General features: G+C 65.3%; 14 protein-coding genes and 1 tRNA gene. 9 read left to right on the top strand and 6 right to left on the bottom strand.

The annotated features are described in order from the left end of the window. Nucleotides 1-24 precede the first annotated feature (24 nt). Nucleotides 25-201, top strand: coding sequence for a hypothetical protein (locus tag AC4D1W_RS04910; protein WP_490897992.1), 177 nt, complete (start codon nucleotides 25-27; stop codon nucleotides 199-201). A 159-nt stretch (nucleotides 202-360) separates the two neighbouring features. Here AC4D1W_RS04910 and AC4D1W_RS04905 read toward each other — a convergent pair whose 3' ends face one another. Then, entirely contained in the window at nucleotides 361-1,329 is a 969-nt protein-coding gene (locus AC4D1W_RS04905; RefSeq protein ID WP_490889196.1) for a helix-turn-helix transcriptional regulator, read from the bottom strand. Nucleotides 1,330-1,427: 98 nt separating this feature from the next. Here AC4D1W_RS04905 and AC4D1W_RS04900 point away from each other — a divergent pair, with 98 nt between their 5' ends. Next, nucleotides 1,428-1,997, top strand: coding sequence for a DinB family protein (locus tag AC4D1W_RS04900; protein WP_490889194.1), 570 nt, complete (start codon nucleotides 1,428-1,430; stop codon nucleotides 1,995-1,997). 40 nt (nucleotides 1,998-2,037) lie between these two features. On the opposite strand, the gene AC4D1W_RS04895 is transcribed toward AC4D1W_RS04900, so the two are convergent. The 4 genes from AC4D1W_RS04895 to AC4D1W_RS04880 form a co-directional block, all read right to left on the bottom strand. Continuing rightward, nucleotides 2,038-2,110, bottom strand: a tRNA-Arg gene (locus AC4D1W_RS04895). Between the two features lie 99 nt (nucleotides 2,111-2,209). Then, nucleotides 2,210-3,727, bottom strand: a complete 1,518-nt coding sequence (locus tag AC4D1W_RS04890; RefSeq protein WP_490897991.1) for a ferredoxin--NADP reductase — start codon at nucleotides 3,725-3,727, stop codon at nucleotides 2,210-2,212. After that, the gene (locus AC4D1W_RS04885) at nucleotides 3,728-4,597 is read right to left on the bottom strand and encodes an FAD:protein FMN transferase (RefSeq protein ID WP_490897990.1); all 870 of its coding nucleotides are present in this window, start codon (nucleotides 4,595-4,597) and stop codon (nucleotides 3,728-3,730) included. After that, complete coding sequence (locus tag AC4D1W_RS04880) at nucleotides 4,594-5,058, bottom strand: FMN-binding protein (protein WP_490897989.1); 465 nt, start codon at nucleotides 5,056-5,058, stop codon at nucleotides 4,594-4,596. The genes AC4D1W_RS04885 and AC4D1W_RS04880 overlap by 4 nt, the downstream gene beginning before the upstream one ends. 163 nt (nucleotides 5,059-5,221) lie before the next feature. On the opposite strand from AC4D1W_RS04880, the gene argS reads away from it, so the two are divergent. Genes argS through thrB form a run of 5 tightly spaced genes read left to right on the top strand, consistent with a single transcriptional unit; the run spans nucleotide 5,222 to nucleotide 11,764 of the window. Further along, on the top strand, nucleotides 5,222-6,862 hold the full coding sequence (gene argS, locus AC4D1W_RS04875; RefSeq protein ID WP_490897988.1) for an arginine--tRNA ligase: 1,641 nt from the start codon (nucleotides 5,222-5,224) through the stop codon (nucleotides 6,860-6,862). A gap of 1 nt (nucleotide 6,863) precedes the next feature. After that, complete coding sequence (gene lysA, locus AC4D1W_RS04870) at nucleotides 6,864-8,324, top strand: diaminopimelate decarboxylase (RefSeq protein ID WP_490897987.1); 1,461 nt, start codon at nucleotides 6,864-6,866, stop codon at nucleotides 8,322-8,324. An 8-nt stretch (nucleotides 8,325-8,332) separates the two neighbouring features. Further along, the gene (locus AC4D1W_RS04865; RefSeq protein ID WP_490889184.1) at nucleotides 8,333-9,667 is read left to right on the top strand and encodes a homoserine dehydrogenase; all 1,335 of its coding nucleotides are present in this window, start codon (nucleotides 8,333-8,335) and stop codon (nucleotides 9,665-9,667) included. Further along, nucleotides 9,667-10,797, top strand: coding sequence for a threonine synthase (gene thrC / locus AC4D1W_RS04860; RefSeq protein ID WP_490897986.1), 1,131 nt, complete (start codon nucleotides 9,667-9,669; stop codon nucleotides 10,795-10,797). Before AC4D1W_RS04865 ends, thrC begins: the two co-directional genes overlap by 1 nt. Then, nucleotides 10,790-11,764, top strand: coding sequence for a homoserine kinase (gene thrB, locus AC4D1W_RS04855; protein ID WP_490889181.1), 975 nt, complete (start codon nucleotides 10,790-10,792; stop codon nucleotides 11,762-11,764). The genes thrC and thrB overlap by 8 nt, the downstream gene beginning before the upstream one ends. 22 nt (nucleotides 11,765-11,786) lie before the next feature. Here the strand turns inward: thrB and AC4D1W_RS04850 are convergent, their stop codons facing one another. Beyond that, nucleotides 11,787-12,074 carry a hypothetical protein gene (locus AC4D1W_RS04850; RefSeq protein ID WP_490889180.1) on the bottom strand — a complete coding sequence of 96 codons (288 nt, stop codon included), beginning with the start codon at nucleotides 12,072-12,074 and terminating at the stop codon, nucleotides 11,787-11,789. Between the two features lie 40 nt (nucleotides 12,075-12,114). Between AC4D1W_RS04850 and rho the strand changes: the two genes are divergently transcribed. Continuing rightward, nucleotides 12,115-14,253 (top strand): transcription termination factor Rho, encoded by a 2,139-nt coding sequence (gene rho, locus AC4D1W_RS04845; protein ID WP_490897985.1) that lies wholly within the window; start codon nucleotides 12,115-12,117, stop codon nucleotides 14,251-14,253. Between the two features lie 213 nt (nucleotides 14,254-14,466). Next, nucleotides 14,467-15,543 carry a peptide chain release factor 1 gene (gene prfA, locus AC4D1W_RS04840; RefSeq protein ID WP_490897984.1) on the top strand — a complete coding sequence of 359 codons (1,077 nt, stop codon included), beginning with the start codon at nucleotides 14,467-14,469 and terminating at the stop codon, nucleotides 15,541-15,543. Nucleotides 15,544-15,553: the final 10 nt, after the last annotated feature.

The raw sequence follows: 15,553 nt of genomic DNA, 5'->3' as shown, positions 1-15,553 counted from the left end.
CGGCCCGGTGCGTAGGCTTGACGGATGTTCATCTCCGACGAGCCCCTCGGCCCCGGAATGCTACCAGTCGGGGACGGAAACGAAATCTACTGGGAGGCGTCCGGCAACCCGTCCGGAAAGGCCGCGCTCTACGTCCATGGTGGGCCCGGATCGGGTCTCGGAACTCATCCTTGCAGCGGTTACGACGACGTCGGCCGCTGAAATCGCCTGGATCACCGGCCGCCTGGATGGCAGCTCACCGCTGTCAACCGCCTGGGACCTCGCGAAGGCCTGGCCTGCGGCAGAGTTGGTGGTCGTCGACCGGGACGGCCACGGCGGGAACGGAATGGCTGACGAGGGTCACCCGCGCGGCCGCGCTTTTCAGTCGCTCCTGAATCCTTCGCCTGCTGCCCGGGTCAGCCGCTCGGCAGCCGCCACGGCGTGCTCCCGGAGTTCCTGGGGTGCAACGATGTCGAACTCGAAACCCAACGCCACCACGTGCATGAGCGGCCAGTCGAGGGAATCTGCCCCGAAGCGCATGAGGGTGGTTCCGGAGTCGTCCTCCAGTTCGGCGATATTGGGCGGGATCATCTGGCCGACGTCTGCGAGGGGGCCGTGGATACGCACCACGATGTCGTAACTGTACGGCGAGCGGGTGATTGATTTCTGGACGTAAGCGGCAAGATCCTTGGCGGGAAGCGGACGTGCGGCGAACTTTTCCCGCGGGGACGGGACGCTCTGGCACCGGTCCACGCGGAAGGTGCGCCAATCCTGCCTGGCGGTGTCCCACGCGACGAGATACCACCGCCGCCCGGTGTCCACCAGCCGCACGGGCTCCACAACGCGGCGGGAGGATTCGCCGTCCTGCCGTGCGTACCGGAACACCACGACCCGGCGCTCAGTGATGGCGGAAGAGAGCGCAGTGAGCACTTCGGGGTTCACCGGTGTGCTGACCGCAGCCATCCGGGTAACCGCGGTGCGCAGCCCGGCGAACTTCGGCCGCAGCCTGCCCGGAAGGACCTGTTCCAGCTTTGTAAGCGCACGGACGGAGGCTTCCCCCAGCCCTGAAACAGGGCTTGCCGTGACGGCGCTGAGCCCGATGGCGACGGCGAGGGCTTCATCATCATCGAGGAGCAGCGGAGGCAGCTGCGCGCCCGCGCCCAACTGGTAGCCACCGGCAATGCCGGGGGAGGCGTGGATGGGGTAACCGAGGGTGCGCAGCTTGCCGATATCCCTGCGGACGGTGCGTTCGGTCACGGACATCCGTTCGGCGAGCGCGGATCCGGTCCACTCCCGCCGAAGTTGAAGCAGGGAAAGCAGTTGCAGCAGCCTCGCAGAGGTTTCCAACATGCCACTACGGTACCTATGGACGCGGACAGCTCCTGTCCGCAATAGCTCCTACAGTGTGATCAGCGCCACGCAGAGGGGCCGGTAAGAAGGGAAGGAACATGGACATCCGCAAGGAACTGACGGATCAGCTTCAATGGCACTGGGAGAACCAGGCGCGTCCGAGACTGGATGGGCTTAGTGATGAGGAGTACTTCTGGGAACCGGTACCCGGAAGCTGGAATGTACGTCGGCGGGGCACAGGCACTGCGCCGCTCCAGGTCGGCCGGGGCGACTACACGATCGACTTCGCCAATCCGGAACCCGAGCCGGCCCCGGTTACCACCATCGCCTGGCGGCTCGGCCACATGCTGGTCGGCGTGTTGGGCGAGCGGCTGGCTTCGCATTTCGACGGCGCACCGGTCAGCTATGAAAACTACGAGTATCCCGGGGACGCAGAGCACGCCCTTGAACAGCTGGACGGTATGTATGCGCACTGGTCCGGTGCTGTCACTGCGCTGTCGCAGGAGGAACTGGAACGCCCGGTTGGCCCGGCGGAGGGTCCGTTCGCCGAGGCTCCCATGGCTGCGCTGATCCAGCACATCAATCGGGAAATGATTCACCATTTGGCCGAGGTGGCGCTACTGCGGGACTTGTGGGCGCACCGCTACGTTCACGGTGAAAGGTCCTGATCATCCGGACTACGCAACGACGTCCAGGTGGAAGAAAAAGTGCCCTCGATAGGATTCGAACCTACGACCTTCTGCTCCGGAGGCAGACGCTCTATCCCCTGAGCTACGAGGGCACGGCCCACTGGACTGAACCAGTGGCCGAAAGGGACTTATGAAGCTTAGCAGGGAAAAGTTGGCTGAACGAAACGCTGGAGGCGGTGCTCCCGGTAGCCCTAGTAGCCGAGGAAGGCATCGGTCCGGATGGACTTCCCACCGGCATCGCGGATCACTGGCTTTGCCCGCGCGAGGGTCGCCGGGGATCCTGACAGGTAGACACTCCGCCGGTCCAGGTCCGGTACGAGGAAATGCAGTTCTTCGGCCGTGGGAAAACCCGTGCCGCAGTGAATCCAGGCGTCCGGAAGCGGCCCGGGCTCGCCGGGGCAGAACAGGATCACTCGGTACGGAGCAAGCTCGTCGACGTAACCGAGCTCCGCGGGTCCGCTGACCACGTAGACAAGAACGATGTCGCGGCCCTGCCCGGATCCGTCCCCCGCCCGGATCTGGCTCAGGAACGGCGTTACGCCGATTCCACCGGCGAACAACAGCAGCGGCACTGAGGGATCGGCGGGCAGTACAAAGTCGCCGGCCACTGACGTGGCATCCACTGCCGCACCGGGACGCAGGTTCAACAGTGCCGATTTGAAGGAGCTCGGCGGGTCCGACAGGCGCAGGCCGAAGCGGATGGCGCCGTCGTCGGGCGCGGAACTGATGCTGAAGATGCGCCGGAGTCCGCGGCGGTCCGCCCTCGCGTGGGGCAGCGTGAGCTCCATGTACTGGCCGGGCTCGAAACGTACCGGCGTCTCGGGAGCGAAGGAGACCTCGGTGCTGGTGGGAGTCAGCTGCCGGGACCCGGTGTAGCGCAGACGGATGCGGCGCCGCTGGCCCATGGCGAACGCCACGGCGTTGCCGATCAGCAGCGCGTACTCCGGCCCGAGGAACACCGGCGGGAAGTTGATCTGCAGGGCCAGCACCACTGCAACGACGGCGGCTACCAGGAGCTGCTGCCAGCGCCTGGGCGGAAGGGTCAACGGTTCGGTGAGCATGAAGCCGAGCAGGAAGAACACGGGATAGGACGTGAGGACCAATTGCAGGGCGGTGGCGGGGTCGGTGCCGCCGGCCGCAAGACGGACCACCAGAATACCGACGGCCACGACGAGGAACACCGTTCCCATTGAGAGCTTCCGGGTCCGGTAGAGGATCAGGGCGGTGCTGAGCAACACGAGCGGCAACATGGCGGGGTTCGCAGCCCACCACGCTGCGGCGCCGAGTCCAAGCAGCGTCACGGCGACGGCGCCGAACGCTGCGGGATTGAAGATGTGGCGCCCGCGGAGGGCGATCAGGTACTTGGAGGCAGCCGCAATGAGGCCGGCCAGTGCAATACCGCCTACGCCCGCCGGCTCATCGGAGGGAAACATCACGAAAAAGAGCAGCAGGCCGGTGATGAGTGACGACTCGTTGTGCGGGCGGGTTCGGAACATCATCGCCATCACGCGCGTACCTCCCCAGGAGGCGACGACGGCGGTGGCAAGCGTTGCGGAAAGTTCTGCCGGCGTAAACGCGAGAAGCCCGACGGCGGACAGGGCAAACGCGTACGCGGCGAGGACCAGCAGGAGGATCAGGACCAGCCTGTACATGGTGGCGCGGCCGAGGAATGTGTCGACCTTCGTGAGCCAGTTCTGCCGTCCGACCATCTAGAACAACGCTCCTGCCAGGGATGATGAGTATTGCGCGCGTCCCTCGGAGTGAACCTGGACATAGTCGAAATCGAACTCGGTCAGCAGTACTTCGGGCGGGACAAGGAAGAGTGCAGTGGCCAGCGCATCCGCGACAAGCGCCTCGTCGGCCAGCACCCAGGTAGCAACAACTGTATCGACGCATTGCCCGGTTGTGGCATCCACGACGTGGTGCAGGCCGTCAGCCCAGCGGCGCCTGTTGGAGGCCGACGCGCACAGCGCCCGGTCCTTAAGAGTCACCACGCCGATGGCCGAATCCGGTGTATACGGGTGTTCCAGCGCAGCCAGAAGGGTTGAGGGACCGACGTGCAGCATGTCCCCGCCGGCATCTACGGTGTGCTCCGGGAAACCACAGTCCCGCAGTGCTGCGGACACCAGGTCAACGAGCTGACCCTTGCCTGCTGCCCCGACATCGAGCGTGACCGGTTGTTCGGACCGCACGGTAGATCCGTGCCACTGGAAGGTTGCGTCCCAGGCCGTTGCCGGAACAGGGGTGCCGTGCGGCACGAAAGAGTAGCCGGCGTCGTACCCCAACTGCTCCAGCGACCGGCCCACCAGCGGTGACATGGCACCGTCCGTGAGACGGTGAAGCGTCCGGTAGAGGTTGCCCAGCGCTTCGCCCGAAGGCGGCAGGTCGACGCGGCCGCCGGAGGCGAGGGCCATGATCCGCGAGTCGGGGCGGAAACGGGAATAGACGGCGTCGTACTGCTCGATCACGCGGGACACGGTGGCGCGGGCCGCTGCGGGCAGCTCTCCCGGGATGTCGATCTGCCACTTCGTGCCGATCGCGTCGAAGCTGTACCGCTGCCCGTAGCCCGCTGGGGTCACTGCGCGGCTTCGCTCTTGATCTGCTCGATTGCGTCGCTGAAGCCGCCGCTGGTCAAGGACGACCCGGACACCTTCTCGACGTTCAACTCGCCAAGCGGCGTTCCCACGATCTGCTCCTTGATTCCGCTGCTGAACTTGCCCTGGTAGAGCTCCGTGGTGGGGTTGCTCGGCATCGGTTCGGTCTGGACGTCGGCGACGCTGCCCGACTCAAGCGTGACCGTCACTCCGATCGACTCCTCACCGCCGGGCGTTTGGTAGGACCCGGTGGCCGAGTACGTTCCGTCCGTGTACTCGCCGGTCTCAGCGCCGACCGGGGTCTCCTCGGCAGCGTTGGCGGCATCCCCACCGGCCCCGGGCGACGGCGTCGGGCTGGCAGCACACGCAGCTGAACCCAGGAGGGAAACCGCCGCGAGCCCCGTCAGGGTCCAGCGCTGGTAGGGCTTGTTCACGGCGTTCGTCACGAAATCTCCTTGGCGGGCTTGGTGGCGGTTCTGCTCCGTACAACGCTAGTACCCCCGATTCGGTTCAGCAGGCCTTCTGGATGGACAGCGTTCCGGAATGGGCCCGGATAAGGCGTCCGTCACAGAATCAGGGGGATTAGACCCGCGCCGTTATGCTGGATGGGTGACTCCCGAAGAACTCTCCTCCGCAATCTCCTCATGCCTGAAAGAGGCCGTCGCTGCCGGCGAAATCGACGTGGAGCTGCCTTCAGAGGTGCGGGTCGAGCGGCCCAAGAGCCGCGACCACGGGGACTGGGCCACAAACATCGCCCTGCAGCTGTCGAAAATGGCGGGCATGAACCCGCGCCAGTTCGCAGGCATCCTGAAATCGCGGCTTGAGGGAATCGACGGCGTTTCCTCCGTGGACATCGCAGGGCCGGGCTTCCTCAACATCCGGCTCGATGCAGCCGCCGCCGGTGAACTTGCCCGCAGCATCGTTGAAGCCGGCCATGCCTACGGCAAGAACGCTGCGCTCGACGGCCACGTGATCAATATGGAGTTCGTGTCCGCGAACCCCACCGGCCCCCTGCATCTGGCGCACACGCGCTGGGCTGCCCTCGGTGACTCCCTTGCACGCGTGCTGTCCGCAAGCGGTGCGGAGGTCACCAAGGAGTACTACATCAACGATGCCGGTACCCAGATGAACAACTTCGCCGCCTCCGTGCTTGCCTCCGTCAAGGGCAGGCCGACGCCGGAGGGCGGCTACCCGGGTGAGTACATCGCTGACCTCGGCCGCACGGTGCTGGCTGAGCGCCCCGACGCGGCGGAGCTGCCGGACGAGGACGCCCTGCCGGTGGTGCGGGACATCGCCTACCGCGCTCAGATGGATGACATCAAGGAGACCCTGGCCGCGTTCGGCGTCCATTTCGACGTCTACTTCTCCGAAGCAGCCCTGCATGACGCCGGTGCGGTCGAGCAGGCCGTGGACCGTTTGCGCGAGCAGGGTCACGTGTACGACGACGGCGGTGCGGTCTGGCTGCGCACCACGGACTTCGGCGACGACAAGGACCGCGTCCTGATCCGCGCCAACGGCGAACCGACCTACTTCGCCTCGGACGCCGCGTACTACCTTTCCAAGAAGGACCGCGGGTTTACCGAGAAGATCTATCTGCTGGGCGCTGACCACCATGGCTACATCGGCCGGCTCAAAGCGATTGCCGCGTGCGCCGGTGATGACATGGACACCAACATCGAGGTGCTGATCGGCCAGATGGTCTCGGTCAACGGTGCGCGGCTGTCCAAGCGCGCCGGCAATATCATCGAACTCCGCGATCTGCTGGACTGGCTGGGAGCCGACGCGCTGCGCTATTCGCTCGGGCGCTCTCCCGCGGACTCCGCCATGTCCCTGGACCCGGAGCTGCTGAAGAAGAACACCAATGAAAACCCGGTATTCTACGTCCAGTACGCACATGCCCGTACCTGCGCGGTTTCACGTAACGCGGTCGCTGCGAACGTTGACCGGTCCGCTTTCGACGCCGGTGCCCTGGACCAGGCGGCTGACGAGGAACTGCTCGCGCACCTCGGCTCCTATCCCGCCGTTGTGGCGCAGGCAGCGAAGTTCCGTGAGCCGCACCGCGTCGCGCGCCACCTCGAGGTCATCGCCGGTGCTTACCACCGCTGGTACGACGCCTGCCGCGTCACACCGCTTGGCGACGAACCGGTCACCGACACCAACCGCACCAGGCTGTGGCTGAACGACGCCGTAACCCAGGTGCTTGCCAACGGGCTGGACCTGCTGGGCGTTTCAGCGCCGGAACGGATGTAGCGTGGCTGTCTCACCTCTTGCTCCCGACTGGCTGTCCTACCCTGAGGACGCCAATACGCTCAATCCTGCCCTGTGGGCTTCCACAGTCAGCAGGGCGCGGAACGGCGTGCTGTCCGTGGACGGCGTATCGGCCACCGAACTGGTCGAGCAGTTTGGAACACCCGTCTACGTAGTGTCCGAAAACGACTTCCGTACCCGGGCACGGGGTTTCCGGGACGCGTTCAACGCCGCCTTCCGGGACCTGTGCGGGGGAGTGGACGTCTACTACGCGGGCAAGTCGTTCCTCTGCTCCGAGGTGGCGCACTGGGTGGCGGAGGAAGGGCTCCGCCTGGACACGGCCTCGGGCGGAGAACTCGCCGTCGCGGTCCGCGCCGGCCTGCAGGGGCGCCAGCTCGCGCTGCACGGCAACAACAAGTCCGACGCGGAGTTGAACCGTGCACTCGATCTGGAGGTCGGCCGCATCGTGGTCGACAGCCTCGATGAGCTGCAGCGTGTCGGTGCACTGGCTCAGGCGCGCGGCGCGACCGCTAACGTGATGCTCCGGCTCACTCCCGGTGTCCACGCCCACACCCACGAATTCATTGCCACCGCGCACGAAGACCAGAAGTTCGGGCTCTCGCTGGCGCCGTCGTCGTCGGGGGAGGCGTCACCGGCAGCGCAGGGTGTAGCAGCCGCTTTGGGGCACCCCTCCATCCGCCTGCTGGGCGTGCACAGCCACATCGGATCGCAGATCTTCGAGTCGGCCGGATTCGAACTGGCGGCCCGCAGACTCCTCGGATTCCTGGCTGAGATCCGAGACCACCACGGCGTCGAACTGAAGGAACTTGATCTGGGCGGCGGTTACGGCATCGCCTACACCGAAGCCGACACCCCGCGCTCGCCCGCGGCAATCGCGCAGGCGCTGGCCGCCGTCGTCGGTGATGCCTGTGCCGAGCACGGTCTGCGGGCGCCGCGGATCTCGATCGAGCCCGGCCGCGCGATTGTCGGCCCGAGCACCTTCACGCTGTACACCGCCGGCACCACCAAGACGGTTCAGGTGGATGTCGACGGCGCCTCCCACCCACGCCGCTACGTTTCGGTTGACGGCGGCATGAGCGACAACGCGCGGCCGGTTCTGTATGACGCCGACTACTCGGCGGCGGTCGCATCGCGCACTTCCCGCCAGGAGCCGCTGCTGTCGCGGGTCGTCGGCAAGCACTGTGAGAGCGGCGACATCGTGGTGCGCAGCGTGTACCTTCCCGGGGACACCGCGAACGGAGACCTCATCGCGGTTCCCGGAACGGGTGCCTACTGCTGGTCGCTGTCCAGCAACTACAACTACCTCACCCGCCCGCCCGTCGTCGCTGTCAAGGACGGCGAAGCGCGTTTGATCGTGCGAGGCGAAACCGAAGAAGACCTCCTCTCGCGCGACGTGCTGCGGCAGGAGAGAAACGAACGAGCAACTCTGGAAGCAGGAGCCTGATCGATTTGATGAATGCCCCCCACACCACCGTTCCCAATGCGACACTGCGTGTTGCCCTGCTGGGCTGCGGAAACGTCGGTTCGCAGGTTGCGCGGATCCTCTTGGAAGACGCAGACAACCTTGCTGCCCGCATCGGCGCACGGCTTGAGCTCACCGGTATTGCCGTGCGTTCGATTGACGCGCCGCGCGAAGCCGAGCTGCCGCGGGAGCTGTTCACTACGGACGCGGAGTCCCTGGTCGAGGGCGCGGACATCGTCATCGAGCTGATGGGCGGCATTGAGCCGGCCCGCACCCTGATTCTGCGTGCCATCGACCACGGGGCAACCGTCGTCAGCGGCAACAAGGCGCTGCTCGCCCAGGACGGACCTACTCTCTACGAGCGGGCGGATGCCGCCCACGTCCAGCTGTCCTACGAAGCCGCCGTCGCCGGTGCCATCCCCATCCTGCGCCCGATCCGCGACAGCCTTTCGGGCGACCGCATCACGCGCGTCCTCGGCATCGTGAACGGCACCACCAACTACATCCTCGACCAGATGGACACCACCGGCGCGCAGTTCGCCGATGCCCTGGCTGACGCGCAGCGACTCGGTTACGCCGAGGCTGACCCCACGGCCGACATCGAGGGATACGACGCCGCATCGAAGGCCGCGATCCTCGCTTCCCTGTCCTTCCACACCCGCTTTGCACTGGAAAATGTGCACTGCCAGGGCATCACCTCGGTTTCGGCGGAAGACATTGCCGCGGCCAAGGACGCAGGCTTCGTCATCAAGCTTCTTGCAATCGCGGAGCTACTGCAGGACCAGGCGGGCGACGACGGCGTCAGCGTCCGCGTGCACCCCACCCTCCTGCCGCGGGAGCATCCCCTCGCCGCTGTGCGCGGCGCGTTCAACGCCGTCTTCATCGAGGCTGAGAACGCCGGCGAGCTCATGTTCTACGGCCAGGGAGCCGGCGGCACTCCGACCGCCTCCGCCGTACTGGGCGATGTGGTGAGCGCCGCCCGGCGTATGGTCCTCGGTGGGCCCGGCCGAACCGAAACCACCACGGGCCACGTTCCTGCGCTCAGTATCGACATGGTGAACACGAGCTACTACATCGGGCTGGACGTGGCTGACCAGCCTGGCGTGCTCGCCAAGATTGCGCACCTTTTCGCCGAGCACGGCGTCTCGATCGAAACCATGCGCCAAACCATCCACTCTGCGGACGACGGCGGTGAGGCCAGTGCGGAACTGCGCATCGTGACGCACCGGGCCGCTGAGTCGGCGCTGGCGGCAACTGTGAAACACATCCAGGATCTGGACGTCATCAACGCGGTGACATCGGTCCTCCGAGTAGAGGGAGTCTGATGGCTCACCAATGGCGCGGAGTAATCCGCGAATACGCTGACCGGTTGCCCGTTACCGAATCCACCCGGGTGATCACGCTCGGTGAAGGCGGAACACCCCTGGTATATGCACCGGCGCTTTCCGAACGCACCGGCTGCAGCGTGTACCTGAAGGTCGAGGGAATGAATCCCACCGGTTCCTTCAAGGACCGCGGCATGACCATGGCCATCACCGCAGCCGTCGAAGCCGGAGCCAAGGCAGTGGTCTGCGCCTCCACGGGCAATACCTCTGCGTCCGCAGCGGCCTACGCGACGCAGGCGGGGCTGACCTGCGCGGTGCTGGTGCCGGACGGCAAGATCGCGATGGGCAAGCTCAGCCAGGCCATCGCGCACGGCGCCGAGTTGCTCCAGGTTCACGGCAACTTCGACAACTGCCTTGAGGTGGCGCGGAAGCTTGCGGAGTCCTACCCCGTGTTCCTCGTCAATTCCGTGAACCCCGCGCGTATCGAGGGGCAGAAGACGGCGGCCTTCGAGGTTGTCGACTTCCTGGGAGACGCCCCCGACTATCATCTGCTCCCGGTCGGCAATGCAGGCAACATCACCGCCTACTGGAAGGGCTACAAGGAGTACTCGCAGCCCTACACCTCGCCTACGGCCGGTGAGCTGCCGGCGGTTTCGACCAGGACCCCCACCATGTGGGGTTTCCAGGCAGAAGGTGCCTCGCCGCTCGTGAAGGGCTACCCGGTTACCGAGCCCGACACCATCGCCACCGCCATCCGGATCGGCAATCCTGCGTCCTGGGATCAGGCCATCGCTGCGCGGGATGAATCCGGTGGGCTCATCGAGGCAGTGACCGACGAAGAAATTCTCGAGGCACACCGCTGGCTCTCCTCCCGCGAGGGCGTCTTCGTGGAGCCGGCGTCGGCTGCGGGAGTGGCGGGTCTGCTCAAGAAGCATGCGGCCGGCGACGTTCCCGAGGGCAAGACCATCGTCATCACCGTAACGGGACACGGTCTCAAGGATCCGCAGTGGGCGCTGAAGGCGGCTGACGGTTCGGATGTCGAGCCAACCAAGGTGGAATTCGACGTCGTCAGCGTTGCAGGCGCCCTCGGACTTGCCGACGCCCACGTAGGCCAGCCGGCAGATGCTTAGCGGAGCGCCGGCCGTGGCCGCAGCGGCCGTGGTCGCGTCCGGGCAGGAAGTGTCGGTCGAGGTTCCGGCGACAAGCGCCAACCTTGGCCCGGGCTTTGACAGCCTCGGCCTGGCAGTGACGCTCTACGACTCGGTGCTCGTGCGCACCACCGACTCCGGTACGACGACGGTAACGGTAACCGGTGAGGGCGAAGAGTCCCTGCCGCAGGACGAGACGCACCTCGTCGCCGCCACCATCCTCGGCACGCTTGAGCGGGCGGGCTTCTCCAGCCCGGGCCTGGAGATCGAGACACGCAACATCATTCCGCACGGCCGGGGCCTCGGTTCCTCGGCTGCGGCCATTGTCTCCTCGGTGCTCGCTGCCAACGCCCTTCTGCCCGAGTCCGCGCGAATGGACGACCGGGCCGTGCTGCAGTTGTGTTCCACGCTCGAAGGACACCCCGACAATGTGGCCCCGGCGCTGCTCGGATCGCTGGCTGTGTCCTGGGAAACGGGCCGGGCATACCAGAGCACCATCATTCCGGTACACCCCGATGTGGTGCCCGTTGTGGCGATTCCCGCCAGTGAGTTGTCCACCGAGACGGCGCGCGCTTTGCTTCCGGCCTCGGTGCCGCACAACAGCGCATCCTCCAACGCGGGCCGCGCAGCACTCCTGGTGCATGCCATGACATCAGCACCGGAGTTCCTTCTCGACGGGACCCGTGACCTGCTGCATCAGGACTACCGCGCGCAGGCAATGCTGCACAGTGCCACGCTGATGCGCGCACTGCGGGCAGAGGGCTTCGCCGCGGTGATTTCCGGTGCCGGTCCCACCGTGATGACCCTCGCCGTCGGGGAGGATCAGGCAGCCGCGGTCATCTCCGCGGTGGAACGCATCGTCGTCGGTATGGAAGAGGGCACTGATTGGCGTGTTCTTCGGCTGAACGTTGACACAGAAGGTGCTAAAGTGAAGGTGCACCAACGGTAATCGCCAGCTTGAATCGTTGACCTTAATCACTCACCGATGTCACGAAGGCAATTCTGTATTTAGATGTGCTTCTGTTGATCTGGCCGTCATTTCTGTGACCGTCGTGAAACTGCCTGTGTGTCAGCAGTGGCTCAATCTCAGGTGTACCTCCCAGAACCTGATGCGGCAGCACATTAAATCGTGCGCTGCTTTGCACCGGGTTTGAGGTTTCAGCACGCTCGGCCATGCCGGAGAGCATCCGGTCAGCACCGAAAACCTTAGCTTCCAACTCTTCACGACTTGGCGGCGGGCAAACCAAACCGCGATCCACATCAGAGATGGATCGCCCGACGAGGGGGAAGGAATCCTTCGTGACTCAAACCACTGACCTGCCGACAGGCGTGGATACCCAAGCCGCCGAAACGAACGGCGCACCAGCTTCCAAAAGTTCCGGACTTGCCGGCCTGAAGCTCGCCCAACTGCAGGCTCTTGCCGGCCAGCTTGGCATTTCCGTGGGTTCCCGTATGCGCAAGGGCGACCTTGTGGCTGCAATTTCCGACCACCAGCGCGGCTCGGCAGTAGCGGACCGCCCCAAGGCATTGTCCGCCCCGGCTCCGGCGCAGGAAGACGCAGCGCCCGCGAAGGAATCAACGCGCAACGCTTCCGCACAGAACGGTTCCGGTGTTGCCGAGCAGGAGCAGGCATCGGAGCCTGCCGAGAAGCCCACACGCACCCGCAACCGCAATCGGCGTGCAGTGAGCGACGGTGTCGTCAAGACGGACCAGTCCGCTCCAGACAATGCACCGAACGACGCAGCTCCGGCCTCCGCCGCTGAATCCGACGGTGGCGCTGCGCAGGAAACCTCCGCACCCGAAGCCGAAACCGCTGACCGCGGACGCCGAAGCCGCGACGGCCGTCGCGGCGGCCGTCGCGCTGACTCCGATGCGCAGGCCGGTACACAAGCCGCTGCCGCTGAGGGAAGCGAGCAGGGCGATCAGCAGGGCAGCGAGAACACGGACAGCGCCGACTCGCAGGGCGAAGGCCAGGGCGAGCGCCGCAACGACCGCCGCGACCGCAACCGTGACCGCAACGAGCGCCGCTCCAACGATGAGCGCCGCTCCGGCGATGACACCCGCGATAACCGGAACGACCGCGATAACCGCAACGACCGTGACAACCGTGGTGGCGACCGGGACAACCGTGGCGACCGCGACGAGGGCAACGGCCGGAACCGGCGCAACCGTAACCGCAACAACCGCGAGGACGACCGCAACACCCGCTTCCGCGACCGCAACGAGCGCCGCCGCGGGCGTAACCAGAATCCCGATGTCGACGACGTCGAGGTCACCGATGACGACGTCCTGCTGCCCGTCGCGGGCATCCTGGATGTCTTGGAGAACTACGCGTTCGTGCGCACCTCCGGCTACCTGCCCGGCGCCAACGACGTCTACGTTTCGCTGGCACAGGTCAAAAAGTACGGACTGCGCAAGGGCGATGCAGTCGTCGGTGCCATCCGTGCGCCCCGCGACGGCGAGACCCAGGCCAGCACCCGCCAGAAGTTCAATGCGCTGGTCCGTCTGACCTCTGTCAACGGGAAAAACCCCGAAGAGCTGAAGGATCGCGTTGACTTCGCGAAGCTGGTTCCGCTCTACCCCTCCGAGCGCCTGCGCCTGGAGACCGAGCCCAAGAAGATCGGTCCTCGGGTCATCGACCTCGTGGCACCGATCGGCAAGGGCCAGCGCGGACTCATCGTCTCACCTCCGAAGGCCGGCAAGACCCTGATTCTGCAGGCTATTGCCAACGCCATCACGGTGAACAACCCGGAAGTGCACCTCATGATGGTTCTCGTGGACGAACGTCCCGAGGAAGTCACCGACATGCAGCGCACCGTCAAGGGTGAGGTCATTGCCTCCACCTTCGACCGCCCGGCTGATGACCACACGACTGTTGCCGAACTCTCGATTGAACGCGCCAAGCGCCTCGTCGAAATGGGCATGGACGTCGTCGTACTTCTCGACTCGATGACCCGACTCGGACGCGCCTACAACCTGGCAGCGCCGGCATCGGGCCGTATCCTCTCGGGCGGTGTCGATTCAGCGGCACTGTACCCGCCGAAGCGGTTCTTCGGAGCAGCCCGCAACATCGAGAACGGCGGCTCGCTCACCATTCTCGCCACGGCGCTGGTCGAGACCGGTTCGAAGATGGACGAAGTGATCTTCGAAGAGTTCAAGGGCACCGGCAACATGGAACTGCGACTGTCCCGCAACCTCGCGGACAAGCGCATCTTCCCGGCGGTCGATGTGAACGCGTCCGGTACCCGCCGCGAAGAGAACCTCCTTTCCGCGGACGAGGTCAAGATCATGTGGAAGCTCCGCCGGGTACTGTCCGGTTTGGAGCAGCAGCAGGCACTTGAGCTGCTCACCAACAAGATCCGGGAGACCCAGTCGAACGTTGAGTTCCTGATGCAGGTCCAGAAGACCACGCTTGGAGCGAAGAGCGACAACGATTAGCTAAGTAGCCGTTCGAGACATGCCGGCCCCGCCCCTGCGCGCGGAGGCACTCGTCCTGTCGGACTCGCGCTCCGCGCTCCGACAGGCCCGATGCCACTCCCTGGCCGGCATGTCTCGAGCGGCTTCCCGCGTTAAGCCACCGATCGCCTACGGGTCGATGGAATTGTCCTAATCTAGACTGGCTCGAAAGAGCCGAAAGAGGTTGTGTCTGCCATGTTTGAGTCCATTCAGGGCCTGCTCGACGAGCACGCTGATCTGCAGGTTCGGCTGTCCGATCCAGCGGTACATGCTGACCAGTCACTTGCCCGAAAGCTAGGACGGCGCTACGCCGAACTGAGCGGCATCGTCGAAGCACACACACGCTGGCAGGCGCTCGCTGACGATCTCGAAGCTGCCCGTGAGATGGCCGACGACCCCGAGTTCGCTGCCGAGGTTCCCGAGCTCGAGGCGCAGCTCGCGACTGCACAGGAACGCCTGCGCCGTCTGCTCATTCCGCGCGATCCCAACGACGCCAGGAACGTCATCATCGAGGTCAAGGGCGGTGAAGGCGGCGACGAGGCTGCACTGTTCGCCGGTGACCTGCTCCGCATGTACACGCGGTACGCCGAAACCCGCGGTTGGAAGACCGAGATCATCTCCGCAACGGAATCCGATCTTGGTGGATACAAGGACGTGCAGATGGCCATCAAGGGATCGTCCAATGATCCGGCTGAAGGCGTTTACGCGCGCCTGAAGTTTGAGGGCGGCGTCCATCGGGTACAGCGCGTTCCGGTGACCGAGTCGCAGGGGCGTATTCACACGTCCGCCGCCGGGGTACTGGTGCTGCCCGAGGTCGATGAGCCCGAGGAAGTTGAGATCAGCCAGAACGACCTCAAGATCGACGTTTACCGTTCCTCGGGACCCGGCGGGCAGTCGGTGAACACCACTGACTCGGCCGTTCGCATCACCCACCTTCCCACGGGCATCGTCGTCGCAATGCAGAACGAGAAGTCGCAACTGCAGAACCGTGAGGCGGCCATGCGCGTATTGCGTTCCCGAATCCTCGCCGCAAGGCAGGAAGAGATCGACGCCGCGAACTCCGACATCCGCAAGTCCCAGGTTCGGACCATGGACCGTTCGGAGCGCATTCGCACTTACAACTTCCCGGAGAACCGCATTGCTGACCACCGCACCGGTTACAAGGCTTACAACCTCGACGCGGTCATAAATGGTGAACTCGAACCGGTAGTGCAGTCAGCCATTGAGCTGGACGAACAGACCAGGCTCGACGCCATCGGCGACGACGCGTAGGGAGCGCTCA

It is taken from the genome of Arthrobacter sp. TJ-170, assembly GCF_058269305.1.
This window is presented reverse-complemented; position numbering and strand designations above follow the sequence as displayed.